18 protein-coding genes are annotated in these 23115 nt (G+C 46.4%); 13 read left to right on the forward strand and 5 right to left on the reverse strand.

Annotated features, from left to right (window positions below):
* Positions 1-2: 2 nt before the first annotated feature.
* Positions 3-197 (reverse strand): hypothetical protein, encoded by a 195-nt coding sequence (locus EXU85_RS19035; protein WP_142773605.1) that lies wholly within the window; start codon positions 195-197, stop codon positions 3-5.
* A 78-nt stretch (positions 198-275) separates the two neighbouring features.
* Between EXU85_RS19035 and EXU85_RS19040 the strand changes: the two genes are divergently transcribed.
* Positions 276-764: a hypothetical protein gene (locus tag EXU85_RS19040; RefSeq protein WP_142773606.1), complete on the forward strand. Its 489-nt coding sequence runs from the start codon at positions 276-278 to the stop codon at positions 762-764.
* A gap of 78 nt (positions 765-842) precedes the next feature.
* Here EXU85_RS19040 and EXU85_RS19045 read toward each other — a convergent pair whose 3' ends face one another.
* On the reverse strand, positions 843-1049 hold the full coding sequence (locus EXU85_RS19045; RefSeq protein WP_142773607.1) for a hypothetical protein: 207 nt from the start codon (positions 1047-1049) through the stop codon (positions 843-845).
* Positions 1050-1073: 24 nt separating this feature from the next.
* Positions 1074-1364 (reverse strand): hypothetical protein, encoded by a 291-nt coding sequence (locus EXU85_RS19050; RefSeq protein WP_142773608.1) that lies wholly within the window; start codon positions 1362-1364, stop codon positions 1074-1076.
* Between the two features lie 227 nt (positions 1365-1591).
* Here EXU85_RS19050 and EXU85_RS19055 point away from each other — a divergent pair, with 227 nt between their 5' ends.
* The 6 genes from EXU85_RS19055 to EXU85_RS19080 all read left to right on the forward strand — a co-directional run bounded on the left by EXU85_RS19055 (position 1592) and on the right by EXU85_RS19080 (position 9995).
* The gene (locus EXU85_RS19055) at positions 1592-3628 is read left to right on the forward strand and encodes a glycoside hydrolase family 127 protein (protein WP_142773609.1); all 2037 of its coding nucleotides are present in this window, start codon (positions 1592-1594) and stop codon (positions 3626-3628) included.
* A gap of 293 nt (positions 3629-3921) precedes the next feature.
* The gene (locus tag EXU85_RS19060) at positions 3922-6681 is read left to right on the forward strand and encodes a hypothetical protein (RefSeq protein WP_142773610.1); all 2760 of its coding nucleotides are present in this window, start codon (positions 3922-3924) and stop codon (positions 6679-6681) included.
* Positions 6682-6816: 135 nt separating this feature from the next.
* A complete protein-coding gene (locus tag EXU85_RS19065; RefSeq protein ID WP_142773611.1) occupies positions 6817-7512 on the forward strand; it encodes a response regulator transcription factor in 696 nt (231 codons plus the stop codon).
* Positions 7509-8870 (forward strand): HAMP domain-containing sensor histidine kinase, encoded by a 1362-nt coding sequence (locus EXU85_RS19070; protein WP_142773612.1) that lies wholly within the window; start codon positions 7509-7511, stop codon positions 8868-8870. Before EXU85_RS19065 ends, EXU85_RS19070 begins: the two co-directional genes overlap by 4 nt.
* A gap of 228 nt (positions 8871-9098) precedes the next feature.
* Positions 9099-9500 (forward strand): hypothetical protein, encoded by a 402-nt coding sequence (locus EXU85_RS19075; protein WP_142773613.1) that lies wholly within the window; start codon positions 9099-9101, stop codon positions 9498-9500.
* A gap of 141 nt (positions 9501-9641) precedes the next feature.
* Positions 9642-9995 (forward strand): TerB family tellurite resistance protein, encoded by a 354-nt coding sequence (locus tag EXU85_RS19080; protein WP_142773614.1) that lies wholly within the window; start codon positions 9642-9644, stop codon positions 9993-9995.
* Between the two features lie 5 nt (positions 9996-10000).
* Here the strand turns inward: EXU85_RS19080 and EXU85_RS19085 are convergent, their stop codons facing one another.
* A complete protein-coding gene (locus EXU85_RS19085) occupies positions 10001-12445 on the reverse strand; it encodes an outer membrane beta-barrel protein (RefSeq protein ID WP_142773615.1) in 2445 nt (814 codons plus the stop codon).
* Positions 12446-12686: 241 nt separating this feature from the next.
* Here EXU85_RS19085 and EXU85_RS19090 point away from each other — a divergent pair, with 241 nt between their 5' ends.
* Entirely contained in the window at positions 12687-13730 is a 1044-nt protein-coding gene (locus tag EXU85_RS19090; protein WP_142773616.1) for a sensor histidine kinase, read from the forward strand.
* Between the two features lie 105 nt (positions 13731-13835).
* The gene (locus tag EXU85_RS19095; protein ID WP_142773617.1) at positions 13836-14546 is read left to right on the forward strand and encodes a LytTR family DNA-binding domain-containing protein; all 711 of its coding nucleotides are present in this window, start codon (positions 13836-13838) and stop codon (positions 14544-14546) included.
* A 115-nt stretch (positions 14547-14661) separates the two neighbouring features.
* Here the strand turns inward: EXU85_RS19095 and EXU85_RS19100 are convergent, their stop codons facing one another.
* Positions 14662-15426 (reverse strand): DeoR/GlpR family DNA-binding transcription regulator, encoded by a 765-nt coding sequence (locus EXU85_RS19100; protein ID WP_142773618.1) that lies wholly within the window; start codon positions 15424-15426, stop codon positions 14662-14664.
* 413 nt (positions 15427-15839) lie between these two features.
* Here EXU85_RS19100 and EXU85_RS19105 point away from each other — a divergent pair, with 413 nt between their 5' ends.
* The 4 genes from EXU85_RS19105 to EXU85_RS19120 all read left to right on the forward strand — a co-directional run bounded on the left by EXU85_RS19105 (position 15840) and on the right by EXU85_RS19120 (position 22981).
* On the forward strand, positions 15840-16511 hold the full coding sequence (locus EXU85_RS19105; RefSeq protein WP_142773619.1) for an RNA polymerase sigma-70 factor: 672 nt from the start codon (positions 15840-15842) through the stop codon (positions 16509-16511).
* Between the two features lie 35 nt (positions 16512-16546).
* On the forward strand, positions 16547-17635 hold the full coding sequence (locus EXU85_RS19110) for a FecR family protein (protein ID WP_142773620.1): 1089 nt from the start codon (positions 16547-16549) through the stop codon (positions 17633-17635).
* Positions 17636-17742: 107 nt separating this feature from the next.
* Complete coding sequence (locus tag EXU85_RS19115; protein WP_142773621.1) at positions 17743-21084, forward strand: TonB-dependent receptor; 3342 nt, start codon at positions 17743-17745, stop codon at positions 21082-21084.
* A 25-nt stretch (positions 21085-21109) separates the two neighbouring features.
* The gene (locus EXU85_RS19120) at positions 21110-22981 is read left to right on the forward strand and encodes a RagB/SusD family nutrient uptake outer membrane protein (RefSeq protein ID WP_142773622.1); all 1872 of its coding nucleotides are present in this window, start codon (positions 21110-21112) and stop codon (positions 22979-22981) included.
* The last annotated feature ends 134 nt before the right edge of the window (positions 22982-23115 follow it).

Genomic DNA, 23115 nt, shown 5'->3' on the forward strand with positions numbered 1-23115 from the left:
TATTACTTACTGGCAGCAAGTTTTTGTTGAATACCGTTTACAAATTCAACAGGAACACCCGCAATGTCAGCGATTTGCTCGGCACTCAACGATAGCTTTGTCAGTAAGTTTTTCACAATCCGTTCTTCTGCTTTCTCGGCTCCCCGTAAGTAGAGAACATCCCTTTCTTCGCTAATATATTTGGCAATACTGTCCATAGTGTCCTTTAATGTCAGTTCTAAGTTACGCAAAGGTCAGTAACATTATATCCAATTTTATGTCCCAGCCCAAAACAGATGAACGGAATCAAAAAACAGAGAGGACTTAGACGATATTATAAAAGTCTTGCGTCAGAAAATGATCTTGACAAAGCAAAGTGGCTTGACTTTGACAATCCTGAAACTTGGTTTGACAATTGGCATTTACACTTTGACTGGAAAGGCTATGGTAACGATAGCTTTAAAAGACGAAGACCACATTTAGATAAGCTGTTTAGGCACTTTGACTTACTCGTTGAAAAAACTAAAATACTAAAAAAGGGCTTTCAGTTATACGCTATAGTACTCGATTTTGATAGCCACAGCGACGCATTATTTTTACACACACCAAATCCCAATAACAGTCAATTCCCGTTCAAAGTCTCAGACCTTCAATTGACAACGACATTGACTAATAAACAACTGAATGACTATATAAATAATTTAGGCGGCTATGAAAAGCTATATGGGCAAGCTGGCGAAGCCTTCTGCTTATTATACAGAAAACATGCTGGACAATCTTTTTGAAGAAAAACCGGCTATATACGAATTTTATATCAGGCAGTTTGGCACGAAAATTACAAAGCCCATACCAGCCCTACCCTCCTAATACCTCCACTTACCAAAATAATTCTGTAGTAAACGACCGGCAAACGCAAAGAGTACTCCACTCAGGATTGAAGCAAGCACGACTATTCCCGGAGCGAGTTCGTCCTCAGGGGAGGTATGATCAAGGACGATTAGTTTAAACAGGAAGAGAAAGCCTGTTAGACCTACGACAAAACCAATCAGTATACCTGCTTTGCTTTTCATAGATGTTAACGTTTATGTTTTAACCTAACTTCCGGCAATTGGAGACCCGAAAATACCGACCGCCAGTTCTATCCAGATAAGGAGCAGGGCTACCAGAATAACTGCACACAGCGCGATGCGGTGCTTCGCGGTGGTTACTGTTCTCAAAACAAGCTCAATCAGGAGACCCGTGCCAAATAGCAGGACACCCGCAACGACAAAATCAGATAGTGTCCAGTTCACTTCATTCGTGAACTGCATCGCGATGAATGGAATGAGCAAAAGCGTTGCTATTGCTAACAAAATACCCGTAAGGCGTTGGTTCTTAATAGCCATGTCTGTTCTGTTTTATAGTATGCGAGCAAAATTACCAAAGAACTTTGTATTTCAAAGTGAATGAGCAAAAAAACTCAAAACTTTAGACTTCCTCTGCATTCTTTGCGCTTACCCTTGCGCCCTTTGCGGTTAAAAACAATGCTAACATCCTACAATCACCGGCGAAAATAGCATAGTTCAAAGGGGATTATTCCTATTAATTTTGATTTTTATGCTATTCACTTATCATGCCTCTTAGCCATATCCGAATTCGATACCCATTGCTGGCTTTTGCTCTTACCGCGCTTACAACAGCCTGGGGGCAAACAAACGCGCTGGTCAATACGTCGCAGAGCAAGTTTGCGAAGCTGGAAAGTACGGATCTGAACGCGGTGAAATGGACAACCGGATTCTGGGCAGATCGCTTTGCCGTTTGCCGGGATTCGATGGTGCCGCACTTGTGGAATACGTATACCGATGCCAACATCAGCCATGCGTTTCGGAATTTCGAGATAGCGGCTGGTCTGGAAACGGGCAATTTCAAAGGGCCTTCTTTTCACGATGGCGATTTCTACAAAACGCTGGAATCGGTGGCGAGTATGTACGCGCTTACCAAAGATAAAAAGCTGGACGCCCTGATGGACAAAGCCATTGCGGTCATCGGCAAAGCGCAGGCACCCGATGGCTACGTCTATACCAAAGCCATTATCCAGCAGAAGAAAACGGGCGAAACCAAGATGTTCGATGATAAGCTCAGTTTTGAGGCTTATAATTTCGGACACCTGATGACGGCCGCTTGCGTGCATTACCGGGCAACGGGCAAAACCTCCCTCCTGAACATCGCGAAAAAAGCCACCGATTTTCTGATCGGCTTTTATACCAATGCCAGTCCCGAGCAGGCCCGTAATGCCATCTGTCCGTCGCATTACATGGGCATCACCGAAATGTACCGCACCACCCGCGATCCGAAATACCTGGCCTTAGCGCAAAAGCTAATCGACATTCGGGGACTTTCAGAAGGAACCGATGACAACTCCGACCGGGTGCCGTTTCGGAAGATGAAAAAGGTAATCGGCCATGCTGTGCGGGCGAATTACCTGTTTGCCGGAGCCGCTGATGTGTTTGCCGAAACCGGCGATAGTACGCTACTTTCCACGCTGGACTTACTGTGGGACGATGTCGTCAATCATAAAATGTACGTTACCGGCGGTTGTGGTGCGCTCTACGATGGTGTCTCGCCCGAAGGAACCGCCTATAAACCCGATACGGTGCAGAAAATCCATCAGGCGTACGGCAAAGCGTATCAGTTACCGAATCATTCGGCCCACAACGAGACTTGTGCCAACATCGGCAACCTGCTCTGGAATTACCGGATGCTGCAAATCACGGGCGACGCCAAGTATGCCGACGTGATGGAATTGGCCCTGTACAATAGTATTCTGTCGGGGATCAGTCTGGATGGCAACAAGTTTTTCTACACCAATCCATTGAGTGCGTCGGATGATTATCCGTACCAGATGCGCTGGATGGGTGGCCGTCAGAATTACATTCGCTTATCAAACTGCTGCCCACCCAATACCGTCCGCACGATTTCGGAAGTGAGCAACTACGCCTACAGCATTTCAGATAAAGGACTGTGGCTGAATCTATTCGGTAGCAATCAGTTGAACACCACACTCAAAGATGGGTCGGCTATTCGACTGATCCAAACGACAAACTACCCCTGGGATGGCGCGATTAGTCTTCAACTGGAGCAAGCTCCCGCCAAGCCCTTTTCGGTCTTTGTCCGGATTCCCGGCTGGTGTCAGGGGGCAACGATCACCATAAACGGAAAGCCAGTAACGAGCCGTCTTCAGGCAGGCACCTACGCCGAACTCAACCGAACCTGGGCTGCTGGTGATAAAGTAGCGATCAATCTGCCGATGCCGGTTAAACTCATCGAAGCGAATCCATTGGTGGAAGAAAACCGTAATCAGGTAGCCGTCAAACGCGGTCCAATTGTGTATTGTGTAGAATCGGTAGACAATCAAACGACGAAACTGAACAACATCGCCTTATCAGCCAAAGTCAATCTTAAACCAACCCTCGTCAAGATCGATAACAGCGATGTGATGGCCTTGGAAGGCGACGCCAAGCTGATTAACGAAGGCAACTGGACGAATCAATTGTACCGTGAGGTATCCGACAAAGCACCCCAACCAACGCCCATTCGATTGATTCCGTACTACGCCTGGGCCAACCGCGGTCATTCCGAAATGGAAGTCTGGATTCCGCTGATTCGGTGAAATACTTGATCCGTTTGTCTTTTTTTGTCATTCCGACGCAGGAGGAATCTCAAGCCTACTAATCAGTCAAGCTTGAGATTCCTCCTGACGTCGGAATGACAAAAAAAGACAAACCCAATTGCCGGTAGTCTAAGACTACTCCCGTTCTCGCTTGGCTTTGCCGAGTGAGGACTATTTTTTAACGGCCTCTGGCCGGTGAATTACATCAAAAACGGACCAGAGGCCCTTGAAATAATAGCCCTCACTCGGCAAAGCCAAGCGAGAACGGTGAACGGCGTGACCAACTTCCCAACATGAGCCACTATAAACTCCTCTACTTCATCTTATTCATTTTCTCCGTTCAGCCATCAGCCGCGCAGGGGAAAAAGAATCCAGCCGTTACCATCGTCGTTCCGATAGCGACCCATACCCGAATTACCTTCGGAGCGGAGAAACTGAAACAGGCGTTAACAAAGGCGGGTTATCAAACAACGATAACACAGAATATAAAGGCACGAGACAAGCAGCAGATTGTGATTGGATTATGGACAGATAATACGATCAAACAGGTGGCTTCAATTTATGCGCTTACCATCCCTACCGATACGATCAAAGAAGGCTTTATGATCCGAAAAGATGGATCAAAACCGTTTCTCCTTGCCGGAACTGATCCATCTGGCGCGTTGTACGGCTGCCTGGAGCTGGCTACTCAGATCACCGAAACAGGCAAGCTTCCTGAACAAATCAGTCTGACTGATAAGCCCGAAATGGTGCTTCGGGGGACGTGTGTGGGTGTCCAGAAGCCTACGTATTTGCCCGGCCGGGATGTGTACGAGTACCCCTATACGCCCGAAACGTTTCCGTGGCTATATGACAAAGCGCTCTGGATTCGGTATCTGGATATGATGGTCGAAAATCGCTACAACTCGCTGTATTTGTGGAATGGGCATCCCTTTGCGTCGCTGGTTCGGCTGAAAGACTATCCCTATGCGGTTGAAGTGGACGATGCAACCTTCAAAAAGAACGAGGACATGTTCCGTTTTTTGACCGAAGAAGCCGACAAACGGGGCATCTGGGTCATTCAGATGTTCTACAATATCATCGTCTCGAAACCCTTTGCCGAACACCACCACATCAAAACCCAGGATCGAAACCGTCCGATCATTCCCCTCATCGCCGATTATACCCGCAAGTCAATTGCTGCCTTTGTTGAAAAATACCCCAATGTGGGGCTGCTCATTGCATTGGGCGAAGCCATGGAAGGCGTTGGGCAGGACGATGTGGACTGGTTTACGAAAACGATTATTCCGGGTGTAAAGGATGGATTGAAAGCTCTCGGCAAAACCACCGAACCGCCCATTGTACTCCGCGCCCACGACACCGATGCGCCCCGTGTCATGAAAGCCGCGTTGCCCTTATACAAGAATCTGTACACCGAAGCCAAATTCAACGGCGAAGCCCTGACCACCTATACGCCACGCGGCAAATGGGCCGAACTTCACCGGACATTGAGCAATATCGGTACGGTTCAAATTGAAAATGTGCACATCCTGGCGAATCTGGAACCGTTTCGCTACGGTTCCTCCGATTTTATTCAGAAGTCGGTGCAGGCGATGCATAGTGTGTACGGTGCCAACGGCTTGCATCTGTATCCGCAGGCGTCGTACTGGGATTGGCCGTACACGGCCGACAAAACAACCCCTCGCCTGCTCCAGCTCGACCGTGACTGGATCTGGTACAAAACCTGGGGGCGCTATGCCTGGAAATCAGGCCGAAACCGCCCGGCCGAGGTTACCTATTGGGGCAATCAACTGGCCGAGAAATACGGCTTACCGCTCGACAAAGGCAAAGACGTACTGGAAGCCTACGAACAAACGGGCGAGATTTCGCCGAAACTACTACGTCGATACGGCATCACCGATGGCAACCGCCAGACGTTGACGTTAGGCATGTTGATGACCCAGCTTATCAATCCGTTTCGCTACGGACTACTTACATTACTCTATGAATCAGAAGCTCCTGAAGGTGAGATGATTATCGACTACGCCGAGAAGGATTGGAAACACGAAAAACACATTGGCGAAACGCCCGTTCAGATAGCTGATGAGGTTATCGAGCATGGTAAAAAAGCTGTAGAAGCCATCGACAAAGCGGCTGGTGCAGTCACCAAAGACAAAGCCGAGTTTGACCGCCTGAAGAACGATGTCTATTGCCAAAACGCCATGGCGAATTTCTACGCTCAGAAAGCACGTGCGGCATTGTCCATTCTTCGATACAAGTATTCCAATGACGTTCGCGACCTCGACAAGGCACTGCCGCTATTGGAAAGCAGCGTCAATCACTACGCTGATTTAGTGAAGCTAACGAAAGACACTTATCTGTATGCCAACAGCATGCAGACGAAACAACGCAAAATTCCCATGCGGGGCGTCGATGCTACGTACATAACCTGGGAAGAAATGCTGCCGGTTTATCAGAAAGAGTTGGCCCATTTCAAACATTCCATTGATTCGCTGAAATCAACCAACAAAGCAGTCGTCAAAGCGCCCATTCTACTAAAACCAGTAACGGTTACGATACAAAGCCCTCAGGTTGAGACCTATTCCCTAGAAAAAGGCCAGCGCGTATTTACCGATACCGCTGCTACTATCAGTGGCTTTGCGCCAGAACTAAAGAACCTGAAAGGCCTTAAATTAGCCAAAGCGAAAATGCAATCGGAGCGAACCAGCCTGACCTTTACAGCCACAGAACCCGTGAAGCTTTTGGTAGGCTTTTTCAACGAAAAGAATCCCAACTACCTGCCAACGCCTGAACTCGAAACCGATGCCAGCGCCAATGATTACGGCCAATCGGAAATCAAGATCTCGAACGCGATTCTGGTCGATGGGCTCCCCCCCGTGAACGTTCACGCCTATTCCTTCAAAGCGGGTAAACACACCCTGAACCTGGGCAAAGGTGCTTGTTTACTACTGGGTTTTATGGACGGCAATCAGGAGATTCCAATTTTCGATGCGGCCGGGGTCGCGCCCGACCTTGCGGGGAATAAGAAGAACATCGATTGGCTATTTGAATAGGCCTTTTTTTGTGGCGTCGGTTATTAGTAACCGACGCCACATCAAACCGTTTCCCTGTTCAAGTAAACACCCTTTATGCGTGTTACGTTTTGGTTGTTACCTTGCGCCTTATTTGCAACAGGGTAAATCCAACGTATGACGACTGGCCCAAGCGCACATTTGCTACTGGTTGAAGATGAACCCAAGGTAGCCACGTTCATTAAAAAAGGGCTCCAAACCCAGGCCTACACTGTAGAGGTGGCCTTAACGGGAGAAGAAGGCAAACAACTCTTCGACACTACGGCGTTCGATCTGGTCATTCTGGACGTTAATCTGCCTGACATGAACGGCCTTGAACTGGCCGAATATATTCGCGGCAAGAACGCCAAGCTGCCTATTCTCATGTTGACCGCCCTGGATACAACGGCCGATAAACTGCTGGGTTTCGAAGCCGGAGCCGATGATTACTTGGCCAAACCGTTTGATTTTCTGGAATTACTGGCCCGACTGAAAGCCCTGCTCCGTCGGTCGGTTCCTGCCGAAGAAGTGGGTCGGGTTATGCGTGTTGCCGATCTGGAACTTGATCTTCACGAACGGGTAGCCCGCCGAAGAGGGCAAACCATCGAACTGACCGCCCGCGAATTTGCCCTGCTGGAATACCTGATGCGGAATGCCGGACGGGTTGTGTCTCGGGTGGATATAGCCGAGCAGGTTTGGGATATTGGTTTCGACACAGGGACGAACGTAATTGACGTTTACGTTAGTTATCTGCGCGCTAAAATCGATAAAGATTCGCCCACCAAACTGATTCACACGCTGATTGGGATGGGGTATGTGCTAAAAGAAAAATGAGCCTCCGTAACCGACTAACCCTTTTATTCACGGCTATTGTCTCGGTCTTACTGGCCCTGTTTTGTCTCCTCCTCTACGTGGTAGCCAGGCAGTATGTATCGAACGAATTTCAGACCCGGCTACAGTCAGAAGCACTAACGGCGGGTCATTTATTAGTCGGTCGCGAACCGGTTGGGCCTACGCTGTTCAAACTGATAGACAAAAACCAGTTGACGGTTTTACCCCAGGAAGAGATCATTATTTACGATGCAAAAAACAAGTTAGTTTACGAAAGCGGTACCGATTACCTAACCGTTACCCCCGGAATACTAAAGCGGGTTCGGCAAGTACGAACGCTCCACTGGCGCGATAACGAACGCGATGTAGTGGGTATTTTTTTTACTGAGAATCAAACTCCTTCGGTCATTTTTGCGTCGGCCGTCGATACGTTTGGGGGTCGTACGATCCAGAATCTAGCCTACATTCTGGCCATTGGCTGGTTTTTGATGACTGCCCTGATGGTAGTTGCCGGACGATTTTATGCGGGTCGAACACTGCAACCTATTAACCAGATCAATCGACGGATGGATGAGATTACCGCGTCGAATCTATCGCTACGATTACCCGAAGGAGCTAGCGGAGACGAACTAACCCAACTAGCCCAGCGATTCAACCGAATGCTGACCCGGCTGGAAGAAGCCTTTAGTCTACAGCGGTCGTTTGTATCGCATGCCTCGCACGAGTTACGCACCCCACTAACGGCCATTACGGGCCAGTTGGAAGTTTCGTTATTGGCAGAAGATGAGCCTGATGAACTTCGAGCTACCCTACACTCGGTACTGGACGATGTACGGGGGTTAAACCGAATGGTCAACGGATTGCTGTCGCTGGCTAAAGCGAACATGGACGAATCGTCGGTACCGATGGGGCGTGTGCAACTTGATACCCTTTTAGATCAGGTTCAGCTTGACTTCCAGCGTCTTCAGCCAAATTACATAATTCATGTACAGATTATCCCGCCCGATGCGCCTGATCACCTTTGGCAACTAACCGGCAATGAACCCTTACTACGAACGGCTTTTTTCAATCTGATTGACAACGGAGGCAAATTTTCGCCAGCTCATACAGTATCCGTAACCTTATCTTCGAACAGTAAATCTGTACAATTGAGCGTTCATAACGCCGGTTCAACCATTCCCGCCGACCAATTAACAGCCATCTTTATTCCCTTCCAGCGGGGTCGTAATGCCAGTGGGCAACCGGGTTATGGCATCGGCCTTCCGCTCGCCGAACGAATCATTCGGTTACACCAAGGCAGTATTCAGGTCGACTCATCGGCTACCTCAGGGACCACATTTACGGTCACCCTGCCTCGTTAATTTCCCCTCACCCCGGCCCCTCCCGCAACGGCGGACCGCCCAAAACCCCCGTTCTCGCTTGGCAAAGCCAAGCGAGAACGTTAAGGCTAAATACATTTCTAATGCCGTTCTAATGCGGCTCTAACACGAGCCTAACGCTGGGGTATGACCTTTGTAAAGTCAATCAGGCAGCGCTTTTCCAATGGCTTGCCTCTAGCATTGACGAATACTTAAACAACAAGAGAAATCATGAAAACATACCTGTTTATACTAGCCTTCAGTGGCCTTTCGATCCTGACAGCCTCCGCCCAGGACGATTCTAAATTACGGAAAGACGTTACCTATTCGGCCAACAATTACAAGCATCCGAATAAAGCCGCAACTGCCCGAAAATGGGAAACGAAACAGGGAATTGAAGTTAACGCGCCCGGTCTTACCACCGGTCCAATGACCAGCTATAAACAGCCAATTCCCAATGCCGTACCAGTTGGTGGCGTTGAGGTAGCTCATACACCTGATATGGACGTCGCCAAACATAATTATAAACATAACTATAAGATTCAGCGCGTTAGCATAGGCAATCCAGAAAATCAGTCTGCTTCGGAAGTTGCGAATAAGGTGCAAGCCAAATCCACAACGGAAGGCAATTAATGGGTGGTCATTCGTAGTCAATAAGGATGTTTATTTCAACTACCACGATTGGTCAAAACGCCTGGAGCAATAGCAGACCGCTTCTGGTTCATGGGTTGGTTTACGACCTCAAAACCGGTCTGCCTTATGAACTGATAACTTATGTACTCTCCCGATTTATCAATGAGCCTGGGCAGTATAGTCTATGCTTTGTCCAAATTAGATGGTCGCCTTCATAAACAGGAGCAGTGGGCAGTTCGGGAGCTCCTGGCAAAAGGGCCTTACGGTGATTTGGCTCTTTCCGCTTTCTTTTTACGCGAAAATACCGATCAACCAGGAGCCGATGCGTATGCATTTGGTATGCGTCGGCTCGTTGCGAAACGACTCGAGCTTACGGAACATATCAAGAAGCGGTTCGTTCGTATCCTATTACGCGTTGCTGGAGCACATAACGGTATCTCGCAACAGGAACGATTGTTCATCCAACAGTTTTGGCAGGAAATTCGGGTGCTTTGAAATCCTCAATCCACCCTACCCTTCTCGGCATCGGCGGCATTGTCGGTATGTCGGCGTTTACGCGCAAAGGTGTCCTTGCCAAACTGATACGTAAATGCCAGACCAATTCTACGGGTATCGGTTTCGTTGGTGTGAAACGCTTCGGCCTGTTTTAGGCTAACCGTTTGGTCGGTTGGTGTCCAGGAATGAAAAATATCTTCCAGCGTAAGCCGGAGACTCCCTTTATTCTGCAAGATTTTCTTCTGGACAGCGGCAGCCAGCCGAAAGCGCGGATTGGCAATGGTTTGCCCGGAAATGTTTTTACCTGAATAAAAACTGCTCAACTCACCAGCCCAGCCTTTCTCGAATTTGAATTGATTGAACACGTCCATTCGTACGCTGAACAAACCTGGGGTAAGCGTTTCAGAATAGGCAGTGCCATTCAGCGCCATCCGTCCCATCATTCCATTGGCGTTAATAGTCCACCATTTTGTCGGCGACACCGATACATTCGTAGCAAGCGCCAGAATATAACCACTGGCCACATTGTCGGGGCGGTAATAAAACACATCGCCAACGGCCTGGGTGAGCTGAAAAATTATATCCGAAAAACGACCATATTGGATTGAGACACCAATGTATTGTTTGTGCTGGTATTTGAGTTCGTACTGATAATTGTACTGGGGTTTCAAATACGGGTTACCAGTCGTAAAAGAATATTGATCCCGATAAAACAGAAAAGGGTTAAGTGACTGGTAATTAGGCCTGTTTATCCGCCGGGTAACGCTGGCAGTCAGGGTATTATTCCCGGCGCTATCGACTTTATAGCTCAAAAAAGCAGTTGGGAATAAGCTTGTATAAGTCCGACTGAACGACGTTTCAGAAACCTCAGGATTACCCAACTGGCGTCCGGCTATCTGGGTATGTTCGAGTCGAAAACCAGCCTGTGCCGCCAATCGCTTCCACTCTTTTCGGAGATTGGTATAGGCCGCATGAATGGTTTCGTGGTAGGTAAAGTGGTTGGATTTGCTGAAATCGGGTGTTTTGATCGCACCCAGTACGGTGTAATACTGCGAATTGTTGTCATTATTGACCACGCTCGATTTGATACCGGCTTCCAGTTTCGCCTTGTCACGTAGCGGGTGCACATAATCGGCTTTGGCCGAGTAAATCGTAATATCCGATGGTAAACTATACACGAACTGATTGCTGTTGACGAGCGTACCATCAGGCTGATTTACAGCCGTTTTCAGCACCTGATCGCCCGTCGAATTATAGGTGATATAATTCAGATCAGCACTTAACTCACGACCCGTATTTTTGAATTTATGCTGAACATTGGCATTGACGCTGGGATTCACCCACGGGTAATTACCGTTGGTACTGCCCGTCCCAATTGAATTGAGTTCCGAACGCAACCCATAGGTTTTGCTGACGTAATCGAGCCCATCCTGCCGGGATCGATTCTGAATGGCCAGGAGGAATCCATAGGTCGTATTCGCTGAAGCCGCATAATCCATACCCAGCCTGGCCATCACGCCGTGGCTGGAATAAGTATATTTATTCTGTAACTGCACCGACGAATTTAGGACTCCATTGGCGTCATAAAATGTCCGATCATACCCATCATTCGAATAGTTGCCGTCTTTGTTATAGCCGATACTCCCGAACAAATTGAGTTTTTTGTGATTGTAATTCAGGTTGATCACATCATTACTTCGACTTGTAACACCCTGGCTGTAAGCGCCCGAGACACTCCCCGTAAATCCCTGTACACGAGTCCGTTTCAATCGGATGTTAATGATCGAACTCCCGGCCGCGTCATATTTGGCGGGCGGGTTGGTCATTAGTTCCAGTTTATCCAGTGAGCCGCCCGGCAGGGATTTCAAATAAGCCGCCAAATCCTGTCCCGACATATAGGTAGGCCGACCATCGATCAGGACCAGTACACCCGTTTTTCCGTTCAGGCTGATTGATCCGTCGGTGTCTATCGTTACGCCGGGCGTTTTTTCCAGTACTTCCAGCGTATTGCTACCGGCGCTGCCAATCATCGCATCTACATTCACAATTGTTTTATCAATATCCTGCTCGATCATCGGACGTTTGGCCACTACAGTTACCTCTTTCAGTGTTGTTTTTGACGGACTTAGGATAAATACAGGCAAGTCGATAACCATATGCTGATCGTCAATGGTTATCGTTCCGCTTCGGTAGTCGTTATTCCCAACGCTTGTTATCTGTATCCGATAGTTGCTGTTTATGAGGTTTTTAAAGGAAAATTTCCCGCTGCTGTTGGTTAGCTCACCCAGTACCTGCGTCGAGTCAGTCAGGCTGATCAGGCGAACGGTGGCACCCGGCACGGGTTCATTCTGGAGATCTTTGACTAGCCCGTTGATGAGCTTAGTTTGTGCTTGGGCGGATAATGAAATCGCCACAATAAAGAAGAGAATAAGTAGCAAAACAGGTCGCATGGTGTAACGTTTAAGAGCCCGGCTCCATAAGATGATGAGCAAATATTGGCGGGTTGGGTGGGCTCAAAAACTAATTATGTTGAACAACAGGCTTGACCTGACAGAATAAGGATTTGGGATGTCGAACCGATTCGTAATCGTTTACCGGGATTTCGTCAGCTATTTTTACGTGTCCGTCCTGGACGTTTAGTGGTATCGATTTGTGTGCTCAGCTTTGTACCTCCCAATCCAGACAGTGATCGTGAAAAAACAACAAACCACCGGTATAAACGAGCTAACCGAATTACAGAAGCATGCGCTCATCTGGGTGCTTTCTGCTGTTCCAATCTATCTGATCATCAATTTGTATACCGAAACGGTGGTAGAGAGAGACGATGAAGAAGCGGCCCTGGCGGGCACATTTCTTTGCCTGATTGGCATTTACTTTGGTCGATACCTGGCGTACTTGTGGATACCCGCCAATAAAAAGGTTCCCAGTTGGCTATTAGTCTTTTTACCTCTACTTCTGACAGGCTTCGCGTTTGTGGTTGCGCAGTTTGCCAACAGTTTACGTAATCATTCGGACCAGTTAATGTTTGTCATCTTTCTGATCATACCGTTCTTTCTCTTTTGCGTGCTAAGCGGACTTTTCATTAAACTAATCCGAACCCGAATAAACAGTCAGTTATACGAAGCCAAAGCCCAGGCCGAACAAAGTCAGAGTGAACTCCATTTATTGCAATCGCAGTTGAGCCCTCATTTTCTGTTCAATACGTTGAATAATCTGTACGGTCTTTCGATTTCGCAACCGGATAAAACGCCAACGCTTTTATTGAAACTCGCCGACTTATTACGGTACTCTGTCTACGACGCCAAAGGTTTGTTCGTCTCTTTAACTGACGAACTGGCGTATATTAACAATTACATCGAATTTGAGAAAATACGCATTGGCAATCGGCTGGACTTAATAACGTCGATAGAAAATGGGATCGACCCGACTTTCAAGATTGCCCCAATGCTCTTGATCGTCTTTATTGAAAATGCGTTTAAGCATTCGAAGAATACGCTCGATCAGAAAATAATAGTTGATATTCAGGTAAAAGTATGGGCAAATTCAATTCTGTTTTCCGTAAAAAACTCATTTGGCCCTGCCGATACCAAACAGGATGCGCTGGAAAAAAGCAGTGGCCTTGGGCTTGCTAACGTGAAAAAGCGACTTGATCTATTATATCCCACTATGCATGACCTGACCATTCAGGAGAAGGATGGATTTTATACGGTGTTATTGCAACTTCAGGCAAAGTGATTTTTTTTGTCCACAGAGGCACAGAGAACACGGATTTATGCAAAAAAACTGATTTAACTCTGTGTTCTCTGTGCCTCTGTGGACAAAAAAATCTTTCACACTAATATGAAGACTGTCAACTGTTTAATTGTCGATGACGAGCCCATTGCGCGGGAAATTATACAAACGTATTGCAATCATCTGCCCATTCTGAACGTGGTTGCCTCCTGCGATAATGCCATAGCCGCCAAAGCTGAATTACAGAAGCAGCCCGTCGATATTCTATTTCTAGACATCAACATGCCCATTCTGAACGGCATCGCTTTTTTAAAAACGCTCAAAAATCAACCGCAGGTAATTTTCACGACTGCATACAAGGAATACGCACTAGACGCTTTCGACTTAGCCGCCTGTGATTATTTACTAAAACCCTTTTCGCTGGAGCGCTTTATTGTCGCCGTCGATAAGGCACTGGATCGTTTGCAAGCTAGTTCACCACCCAGTCCGGCAACTATTTCAGAGAAGTCCGAAGCCTACACATTTATTAAAACCGACGGCAAAATCTATAAACTAGTACATGAGGATTTACTATTTGCGGAAGCCAATGGGAATTACACAAAAATCAGTACCACGCAGACTACATTCATGCCAAGCATGACGTTTTCGAGTTTTGTCAATCTGCTTCCCAGTAGCCTGTTCCTTCGTGTACATCGCTCGTTTATCGTCAATAAATCAAAGATCACCCACATTGAAGGCAACCGAATTTTTATCGACAAAACCGAAATTCCGATTGGCAGTAATTATAGAGAGGAGTTTCTGAAGGAGCTGGGACTGTAGATGGACTCCCTTTTAACCGCAAAGGGCGCAAAGGTGAGCGCAAAGAACGCAGAGTTTTCATCTTTATACTTAGCGTTCTTTGCGTTCACCTTTGCGCCCTTTACGGTTAAAACTCTTAATTGGCGATGATCAACTCGATTTCGTTATCATGAAACACCTGCTTGTGCTTCTCCTCAATGCCCGCATCGGTGATGATGTAATCGATCAATGATAAAGCACCTAAACTGGCGAATGCGCTCTTGCCCATTTTGGTCGAATCGGCGACTAAATAAGTCGTGTCGGCGGCATCGATCATCGCTTTCTTAACAACTAAATCGCTGAGGCTTGGGTAGGTTAGACCAGCCTTGAGTGAAATCCCCGCCGTAGCCAGAAACAGCTTCTGCACGTTAATACCTTTAAAGAAATCGGCGGCTTTTTGACCGGTCAGCGATAAGGTTGGTGGTTTAAACTCACCACCGGTCACAATCAGCTCGATACCTGGCTCAGCCCCCAAAATCAGGGCAATGTTCAGCGCATTAGTAATAACCGTGAGGTTCTTGTAACCGCGGAGTTTCTTGGCTATTTCGGTTGTTGTCGAGCCCGAATCCAGAATGATACTATCACCGCTCTCAATGTATTCCAGGCACTTAGCGGCAATCAGCTCTTTTTTGTCGATATTTTCCTGGTTACCAAGGGATACCGTTCTAACCTGATCTTCAACGTTTTTCAGGTAGGCACCCCCATGTTCTTTGGTCACCAGCCCATCCTTTTCCAGTTTTTCGAGGTCCTGACGTATCGTCACTTCCGTTACCTTAAAGATTCTCGCCAAATCAACTACCTTGGCTGAGCCATCCTCCTTCAATAATTCGAGTATTTTATCCCGACGCTGATTCGGTAGCATACTATTTTTCTTTTCTGAATCAGCCAAAAGTAAGTAAAAGTATAATCTTCGTTGCTATAGATACTAAACGAAAGCAATCGATAAGAAGCAAAAATGGACTCGGTATCTGCTTAAGCCATTCAACTAAGTAGCTAATTCACTCAACATCAGCCAGCTCGAACAAGTGTAATTATATCCCAGAAAACTAATATCGCTAAGAGTGTGGGGTAAAATATCAAAACTTTGTCTTAGAATCAGCACATTTCAAAACGCACCCTATCCATCGATCAATTAGCAGCTAAACAGTTCTGAAACTACCTTGCCAATAGCGCAGTTTCGGACCAAACCAAGCTGGTAATTGTCTACTTAAGGCCCAATACGCTTACGTTAGTTCGGTTTTCATTTAGGTACAAAAAGCTTTAGCATCCGTAACAATGGTACATGAACAGGAAGAGAAAGACGAGTTTTCTTTCGAAAAAGAGCCCATAAGTATCTCAAAAGATCTGCCAGAAGCCAAAGTTTTTTCTGATGAGTATTTTATAAAGGCCTGTTTCACCAATTCACCCAAAGAAGGGTTTGAGCTACTTTTTCGAAAGTACTATACGAACCTGTGTAACCATGCTATCCGCTATGTCTATTCAAAAGAAATCGCCGAAGATATTGTCGCTGAAGTATTTACAAATTTCTGGAACAACAAAATCCATGAGAATATAACGACTTCCTTCAGATCATACTTATACATTTCAGTAAAAAACAGAGCGAATAATTATATAAAGCTGGAATTAAATCGTAACACAAATTTTGATAATTATTCGGTCGATAGTCAAACCAGCAACACGGTTCCTGTACTACAACCGGATGAAATTACCCATTTCCATGAGCTTAGTCAAAAATTGGACATAGCTATTCAACACCTTCCCCAACAAGCAAGGCGTGCTTTTCAATTAAACAGACTGGAAGGAAAAAAATATAGCGAAGTTGCAACAGAAATGGAACTCACAGTAAGCGCTGTAGAGCGGCTTATTAGTAGAGCTTTAGCAAAGATCCGAGAAGAATTAAAATCACAATATATATTAAATATTGTTTTAGTCTATTTATTTTATTAACGCACCAATCAACCTGAATTTTAAATAAGCTTATCATGAAACCAATCTTAACAAAAAAAATAATATTCGATTATTTTGATGGAAAGACAACATCCATACAGCATAAATTTATTGAAGAATGGCTTAGTGATCCAGAAAATAAAGAGTTATTTTTTCAATATTTAGATGAATGGGAACAGACGCACCCTCAGTACATTTTTAACATTGATAGCGGCTTAAAAAAAGTATATCAGAATATAGCAAATCCAGTAAACGAAACCAGAGAAGTTGATATACCTGCAAAAAGTAGGACCTTCTACGTCTATTTCCAATGGGTAGCGGCTGCAGCCATTGTCATGACGTTTATTTGGGTAGGTTGGTTACGGCTCAACAGGCCGGATTTTATTTCGTATAACCAGCTCGTAAAAAATACCAAAGCACAAACGGGTGAAATTTATGAAAAAGAAAATTTCACGGCTAAACCCATGCTGATCAACCTACCCGATAAGAGTTCAATAATTTTACAGCCAAAAAGTAAAATTTGCTACTCACCCAAACAGTATAATAAAACAAAACGAGAAGTTATTCTATCAGGCGAGGCATTTTTTGAGGTACAGAAAAATTCAAAGATTCCTTTTTTTGTATATGCTAATGAATTAATAACTAAAGTTTTAGGCACTAGCTTTTCGGTTAAAACGCAGCCTAAAACATCTGAAATCGAAGTAATTGTTAAGACGGGAAAAGTTGCCGTCTTCCTGCAATACGATCGGGATAAAGATCAAAAATTAGAAAGTAATACGCTCAATGGATTCATTCTGAATCCAAACGAAAAAGTAAAAGTAAATCGTAATAAGTATAAAATCGACAAACCAGTCATTGTCGATCAATCCCAGCTTGAACTTCCCATTCAACGGTTTACATTCAATTTCGATGATACACCAGCTATCGAAGTGTTGAAGGTGCTAGAAAAAGCCTATAGCATCGACATTGTTTATAACAAAGAAAAACTGGCTCATTGTCGGCTAACGGCGCACCTGTCGGATGAGCCTCTTTCAGAAAAATTAGAATTAATCTGCACGGCTTTAGAGGCAAGTTATCAGGAACTTGACAATCAAATAATTTTAAAATCAAATGGGTGCAGGTAAGTGCTCGAAGCCTGCATTATCCTTCCTCTTTTTTCCGCCAAAGCTTATATTTTCCTAAAGTTACTGTACTCACTCCTACTCCCACTTAAACAAAAAAGTACAAATCCATGAAAAACCCGCTACGGATTTTTAGGGCAAAAAGTAAATTTCTGCGAATCGTATTCTCGCAGCTTATGCTATCGATTATATTTTTTAGTATATCCATCGCGAGTGGTGGCTATGCCCAGGAATTACTCAATAAGCGAATTAGTTTAAAAGTAGAAAATCGATCAATTAAACAGGTATTGAATGAGATTGAAAAATCAGCTGAAATTCGGTTTATCTACAGTTCAAGCCTTATTCGGTCAGAGCGAAAAATAACCCTTTCGCTCGACAATTCAACACTCGGTGAAGTCCTGGAAAATATCCTAAAGCCGCTCCAATTAGAATATAAGGTATTAGGTAAACAGATCGTATTAAATCGGGCTGAAGTAAAGACAAGTTCAATCCAGCATCAGTCGACAGAATTAGTAGCCGAAATTCCGGCCGATATCCCCATTAAAGGTTCTGTAAAAGATGATAAAGGCGAGCCAATTATTGGTGCCAGTATTATCATTAAAGGCCTGACTAAGGGTACGACGACGGATGTTGATGGAAAATTTTCTCTTTCCGTTGGCAATCAAAACGCCGAGTTGATTTTCAGTTTTATCGGCTATGAATCTCAGAGCATCGTTATTGGCAATAGAACGGGCTTCGATATTGTGTTGAAGCCTGATTTAAAGCAACTGGACGAAATTGTTGTAGTAGGTTATGGCGAAATAAAAAAGACAGATTTAACGGGTGCGGTTGCCTCGATTCAGTCGAAAGATATCATCCGGGCAAATCCAGTTGTGGCTGCCAGGGCTATTCAGGGGCAAGTGGCAGGGGCTACGGTAACCAAATCGAGTAACAAACCAGGGGCGGGTTATAGCATTACCATCCGGGGTGAAAACACGATCAATAACTCAACCGAGCCGTTGATCGTGATTGATGGGCTGATTGGTGGAGACCTTAACAACCTGAATCCCAATGATATTCAGTCGATGGACGTATTGAAAGATGCTTCCTCAACCGCTATTTATGGAGCACGGGGCGCTAACGGTGTTGTGATTGTCACGACGAAAAAAGGACTTTCGGGCAAGCCGAGAGTGAGCTATGATAGCTACGTTGGCCTGAAAACACCGGCGCACATCCCCCGTTTAATGAATGCCCAGGAATTTTATAAGGCGACGTATACAGATAGGGTTCTGGAAGGTTCTACAGGAGCAACGTTTACGGCTGCTGAACTGGACGTCATAAATAGTGGGAAATCGACCGATTGGGTGGGCTTAATTACGCGACAGGCGCTTCAAATGAGCCATAATTTGAGCGTATCGGGCGGTAGTGATAAAACGACCTATCGATTCTCGGGTGGGTATTTAAATGAAAATGGCAATGTGCTCTCTACAGGCTTTAAGCGGTATAACTTAAATGCAGGTTTAGATAGCAAGTTGGGCAATCGCTTCAAAGTAGGCTTCACCTCTTATCTGACCTACAGCAACCAGGATGTGGGTTCTCAGGAATCACTACGGGGTGCTTACCGGGCCCGGCCAACGGGCGTGGCCTATTATAATGACCTCGCCAATCCATCCGAAAATGGAGATATCAACGTGGATGGACTTGCTTTCTGGATGGGGATAAACGACAAACAGGTGCCAAACCCATTGGCCGATGTTGATCCAAAAAACTCGAAGCTTCAAACGACCGTGATGACCGCTTTGGGCAATGCCTATGCCGAGGTTGCCTTAGTCAAAGGATTAACCTTTCGCACATCGCTTTCGGCGTCCTATAGTGCTACTAAAATTGGTGATTTTAGAGGGGCATGGACAAAATCGCAGATTGGCGCCAAGCCAAGAGCCCAATATGATAACAGAACCATGGGCAACTATACGATCGATAATATCCTGAACTATAATCTGGAATTAGGAAAGCATAAAATTACGGTAACGGGCTTGCAAAGTGCCTTTTATCAACGCAATGAAACCTATACGATAGCCGCCAAAGACTTGCCCTTTGCGTCTGATTGGTACGCGCTGTCGACAGGAACGGTTACGTCCTATGCCAGCTCGCTTACCGAAAAGTCGCTTCTGTCTTTTATGGGACGGGTTAATTATGGGTACAACGACAAATATCTGCTGACCCTAACGGGCCGTTCAGATGCGGCCTCGCAACTGGCAGAAGGCAACAAATGGGCATTTTTCCCGTCGGTTGCGCTAGCCTGGCGAATGGGCGATGAGCCATTTATCAGTAAGCTAAATGTGTTCTCCAACCTCAAAATGCGGCTTAGCTATGGCCAGGTGGGGAACTCAACCGTCAACCCATATAGTACCCAGGCAACGCTGCTGAACACAGGTTATGATTTTGATGGCACTGCTGCGTATGGATTTGCACCAGCCACGTTAGCCAACAAAGATTTGCGCTGGGAACGAAGTAAGGAATTTAACCTGGGGATCGACTTCGGCTTCTTTAAAAACCGGATTGCAGCCTCGCTCGAATTATACAATCGAAAAACGGTCGATTTGATTCTGAACCAGAAAATCCCAACCGTAACCGGCTTCAGCCAGGTGGTCGCCAATGTGGGTACTATTGAGAATAAGGGTATCGAACTTACGCTCAATACGGTTAACATTGCCAAGGACAATTTCTCCTGGAACAGTACGTTTGCCTTCACCCTAAATAGAAACAAACTACTATCCTTATACGGTGATGGTCAGACTGTTGACAAAGGAAACAAACTCTTTGTGGGCTCCCCGATCCGCTCGAACTTCGATTATCAGTTTGCGGGCATCTGGCAAACGGCCGACAAAGATTTAGCGGTTAAATACAAGCAGGAGCCCGGTTCGGTACGGGTAGTCGATCAGAACAACGATGGCCAGATTTCGTCGACCGACGCCATCGACGACCGGGTTGTGCTTGGCACCCAACTCCCCAACTGGATTTTGGGGGTTACCAACCGGTTCAAATACAAAAACCTGGACTTCTCCTTCTTTACGTACTACCGAAATGGCGTGCAATACAGCAACAATACGCTCGCGGGGACTTTCGGCGAAATGAACAGCACGCGGTATAATAAGCTAGCGTCGCTGGATTACTGGCGGAGTGATAACCCATCCAACACCTATTTTGGCGTTGTGGCGGCCAATCCCTATCGGAGCGCGATCAATTATCAGGATGCCAGCTTTCTACGAATTTCAGACATTACGCTGGGCTATACCTTGCCCAGAAAAGCGCTCGATGGCCTGAAAATTTCAAATGCACGTTTTTATACCCAGATCCTGAATCCGTTTGTGTTCACCAAATTCACCGGCTTCGACCCAGAATTCAATTCATCGATCTATCAGGATGATGTACCGTCGGCCGTGTACTCGTTGGGCGTAAACGTCAGCTTCTAACCTCGAACCCACTAACAGAACGACAATGAAATCAACACGATATATACGGTTTACTACATTCACCATTGCCCTGATAGGGATGGTTGTAGCCGGTTGTAAAGAGGATTTTCTAACTGAAAAACCACTGACTACCCTCACAACCGACGTTTATTATTCAACAGAGGCTGGCTTCGAGGATCTGGTCAGATCCTGTTATCCGTTGCTGCGAAATATTCACCAGGCTCGCACGCTTGTTTTAAATGGCACGGATATTTTCTCCCAGACTGGCTTTAGTGATCCCAAGTTTGCAACCCTATCAACCAGTGCGCTGGAACACTACGATGTTCGCCTGAATGCTACGTTACCCGATTTGCAAACCCTCTGGACGTTGCTCTATGCCGAAATTGCCCGCACGAATACCGTTGTCAGTCGCGCAGATGGGATCACAACCATGACGGCTGATGCCAAAGCGGTGCGCGTGTCTGAAGCCAAGTTTTTGCGGGCGTTAGCTTATTTCTACCTGGTTCAGCAATGGGGCGATGTGCCCATGCCGCTCACCGAAACAGTCAGCCCGAGCAAAGACGCAAAGCGGGTCGCTTCGGCCGATGTCTACAAACAGATTCTTGCCGACCTAGTCGACGCCGAAGCGAAACTGCCGGTTACGGCCAGTAACTACGGACGGGTCACCAAAGGCGCTGTTCAGTTTTTGCTATCTCGGGTCTATTTAACGCGTGGCTGGAATTTCAACAATGCGTTGGGTGGCTCGGCTGCCGATTTTGATCTGGCGCTTCAATATGCCGATAAAATTATCGATGCTTATCCGTTGGCAACCACCTACAGCGCCTTGTTTCCGACGCGTTCCGAAAATCCGTTGAAACAATACACGGGTGCTCAGAATGACAAAAACGCCGAAATCGTTTTTGCCGTCCAGTACAATTCCGATGTGTTGACCAACAAAACCGATATAGCGTTTACGCAGGATGCTGCTGGTGGGAACAATTTGCACTCTGTTTTCGGCGGAAGTGGCGATAGCTATCCGGGCACCAAAGGCCGTACGACGGATTACAACCGGTATCAACCCATTCACGTGACCAATCCGGCCATGTATCGCCTGTTCGACCCGGAAAATGATTCCCGTTACGATCTCAATTTTGTGGAAGTTGGGTATGCCTTATTGCCGGTAGCCGGTTTCAAACCGTTGCCCGTCGTGAACCCCAACCTTAAAATTGACATAAAAGCAGGCGATACGGTTGTCTATTTCCGTCCCTGGAACAAACCCGCCGTTGCACTAGCCGACCGGGGAATTGATCTGGGTGGCAAAAAGAATTACTCGGTTGTGAATGTTGAAGAGTATAGCGGTGGATACGGATTCGTCAACGGAAGCGCCGTAAACGTGAGCGGTTTCCCCGGCGACCAGCCTTTGATGTGGAAATTCTGGCAGCCCGGTATTGCCTATGGCGATGCATTCGGCACGTTCAACGAAGCGATTTTCCGATCAGCCGAAGCGTATTTAATTGCTGCCGAAGCCATTGTAAAAGGAGCCAAAGGCGGCAAACTAGGCGGTGCCGAAGTATATTATAACAAAGTGCTGGATCGGGCCTTGGTCAAAAAGGGAACTGATCCACAGTGCGCGAAGAGCCCGGAAAATGTTAAATCACTGGAAGCCGTATCGTATCGCGCCACATCGGCGAACATTACAATAGACCTGATTCTGGACGAACGTGCCCGCGAATTGATGGGAGAATACTCAAGATGGTTCGACCTGAAACGGACTGGCAAACTGGTTGAACGGGTAAAAAAATATAACCCCTGGGCTGCCAAAAGTGCTTCCATATCCGACAAACACAATCTGCGACCAATTCCACAAGGCGAGATCGACTTATCGTACCCCGCCATGCCGCAAAATCCTGGCTATTAAGATAATGGATAGCGCGAACGATAGATAGCGCGAACGTCTTCGTTCGTGCTGACTATTCCCCGGCCTCTGGCCGGTATAAACTAATAGCCAATCAGCCAGAGGCCGGAAAATAGATAGCACGAACGAAGACGTTC

Source organism: Spirosoma sp. KCTC 42546 (genome assembly GCF_006965485.1).
Classification (GTDB): Bacteria; Bacteroidota; Bacteroidia; order Cytophagales; family Spirosomataceae; genus Spirosoma.

Excerpts from the sequence above, each read along its gene's own strand:
- EXU85_RS19035 (WP_142773605.1), bottom strand. The coding sequence starts at position 197 with ATGGACAGTATTGCCAAATATATTAGCGAAGAAAGGGATGTTCTCTAC.
- EXU85_RS19040 (WP_142773606.1), top strand. The coding sequence starts at position 276 with ATGAACGGAATCAAAAAACAGAGAGGACTTAGACGATATTATAAAAGT.
- EXU85_RS19045 (WP_142773607.1), bottom strand. The coding sequence starts at position 1,049 with ATGAAAAGCAAAGCAGGTATACTGATTGGTTTTGTCGTAGGTCTAACA.
- EXU85_RS19050 (WP_142773608.1), bottom strand. The coding sequence starts at position 1,364 with ATGGCTATTAAGAACCAACGCCTTACGGGTATTTTGTTAGCAATAGCA.
- EXU85_RS19055 (WP_142773609.1), top strand. The coding sequence starts at position 1,592 with ATGCCTCTTAGCCATATCCGAATTCGATACCCATTGCTGGCTTTTGCT.
- EXU85_RS19060 (WP_142773610.1), top strand. The coding sequence starts at position 3,922 with ATGAGCCACTATAAACTCCTCTACTTCATCTTATTCATTTTCTCCGTT.
- EXU85_RS19065 (WP_142773611.1), top strand. The coding sequence starts at position 6,817 with ATGACGACTGGCCCAAGCGCACATTTGCTACTGGTTGAAGATGAACCC.
- EXU85_RS19070 (WP_142773612.1), top strand. The coding sequence starts at position 7,509 with ATGAGCCTCCGTAACCGACTAACCCTTTTATTCACGGCTATTGTCTCG.
- EXU85_RS19075 (WP_142773613.1), top strand. The coding sequence starts at position 9,099 with ATGAAAACATACCTGTTTATACTAGCCTTCAGTGGCCTTTCGATCCTG.
- EXU85_RS19080 (WP_142773614.1), top strand. The coding sequence starts at position 9,642 with ATGTACTCTCCCGATTTATCAATGAGCCTGGGCAGTATAGTCTATGCT.
- EXU85_RS19085 (WP_142773615.1), bottom strand. The coding sequence starts at position 12,445 with ATGCGACCTGTTTTGCTACTTATTCTCTTCTTTATTGTGGCGATTTCA.
- EXU85_RS19095 (WP_142773617.1), top strand. The coding sequence starts at position 13,836 with ATGAAGACTGTCAACTGTTTAATTGTCGATGACGAGCCCATTGCGCGG.
- EXU85_RS19100 (WP_142773618.1), bottom strand. The coding sequence starts at position 15,426 with ATGCTACCGAATCAGCGTCGGGATAAAATACTCGAATTATTGAAGGAG.
- EXU85_RS19105 (WP_142773619.1), top strand. The coding sequence starts at position 15,840 with ATGGTACATGAACAGGAAGAGAAAGACGAGTTTTCTTTCGAAAAAGAG.
- EXU85_RS19110 (WP_142773620.1), top strand. The coding sequence starts at position 16,547 with ATGAAACCAATCTTAACAAAAAAAATAATATTCGATTATTTTGATGGA.
- EXU85_RS19115 (WP_142773621.1), top strand. The coding sequence starts at position 17,743 with ATGAAAAACCCGCTACGGATTTTTAGGGCAAAAAGTAAATTTCTGCGA.
- EXU85_RS19120 (WP_142773622.1), top strand. The coding sequence starts at position 21,110 with ATGAAATCAACACGATATATACGGTTTACTACATTCACCATTGCCCTG.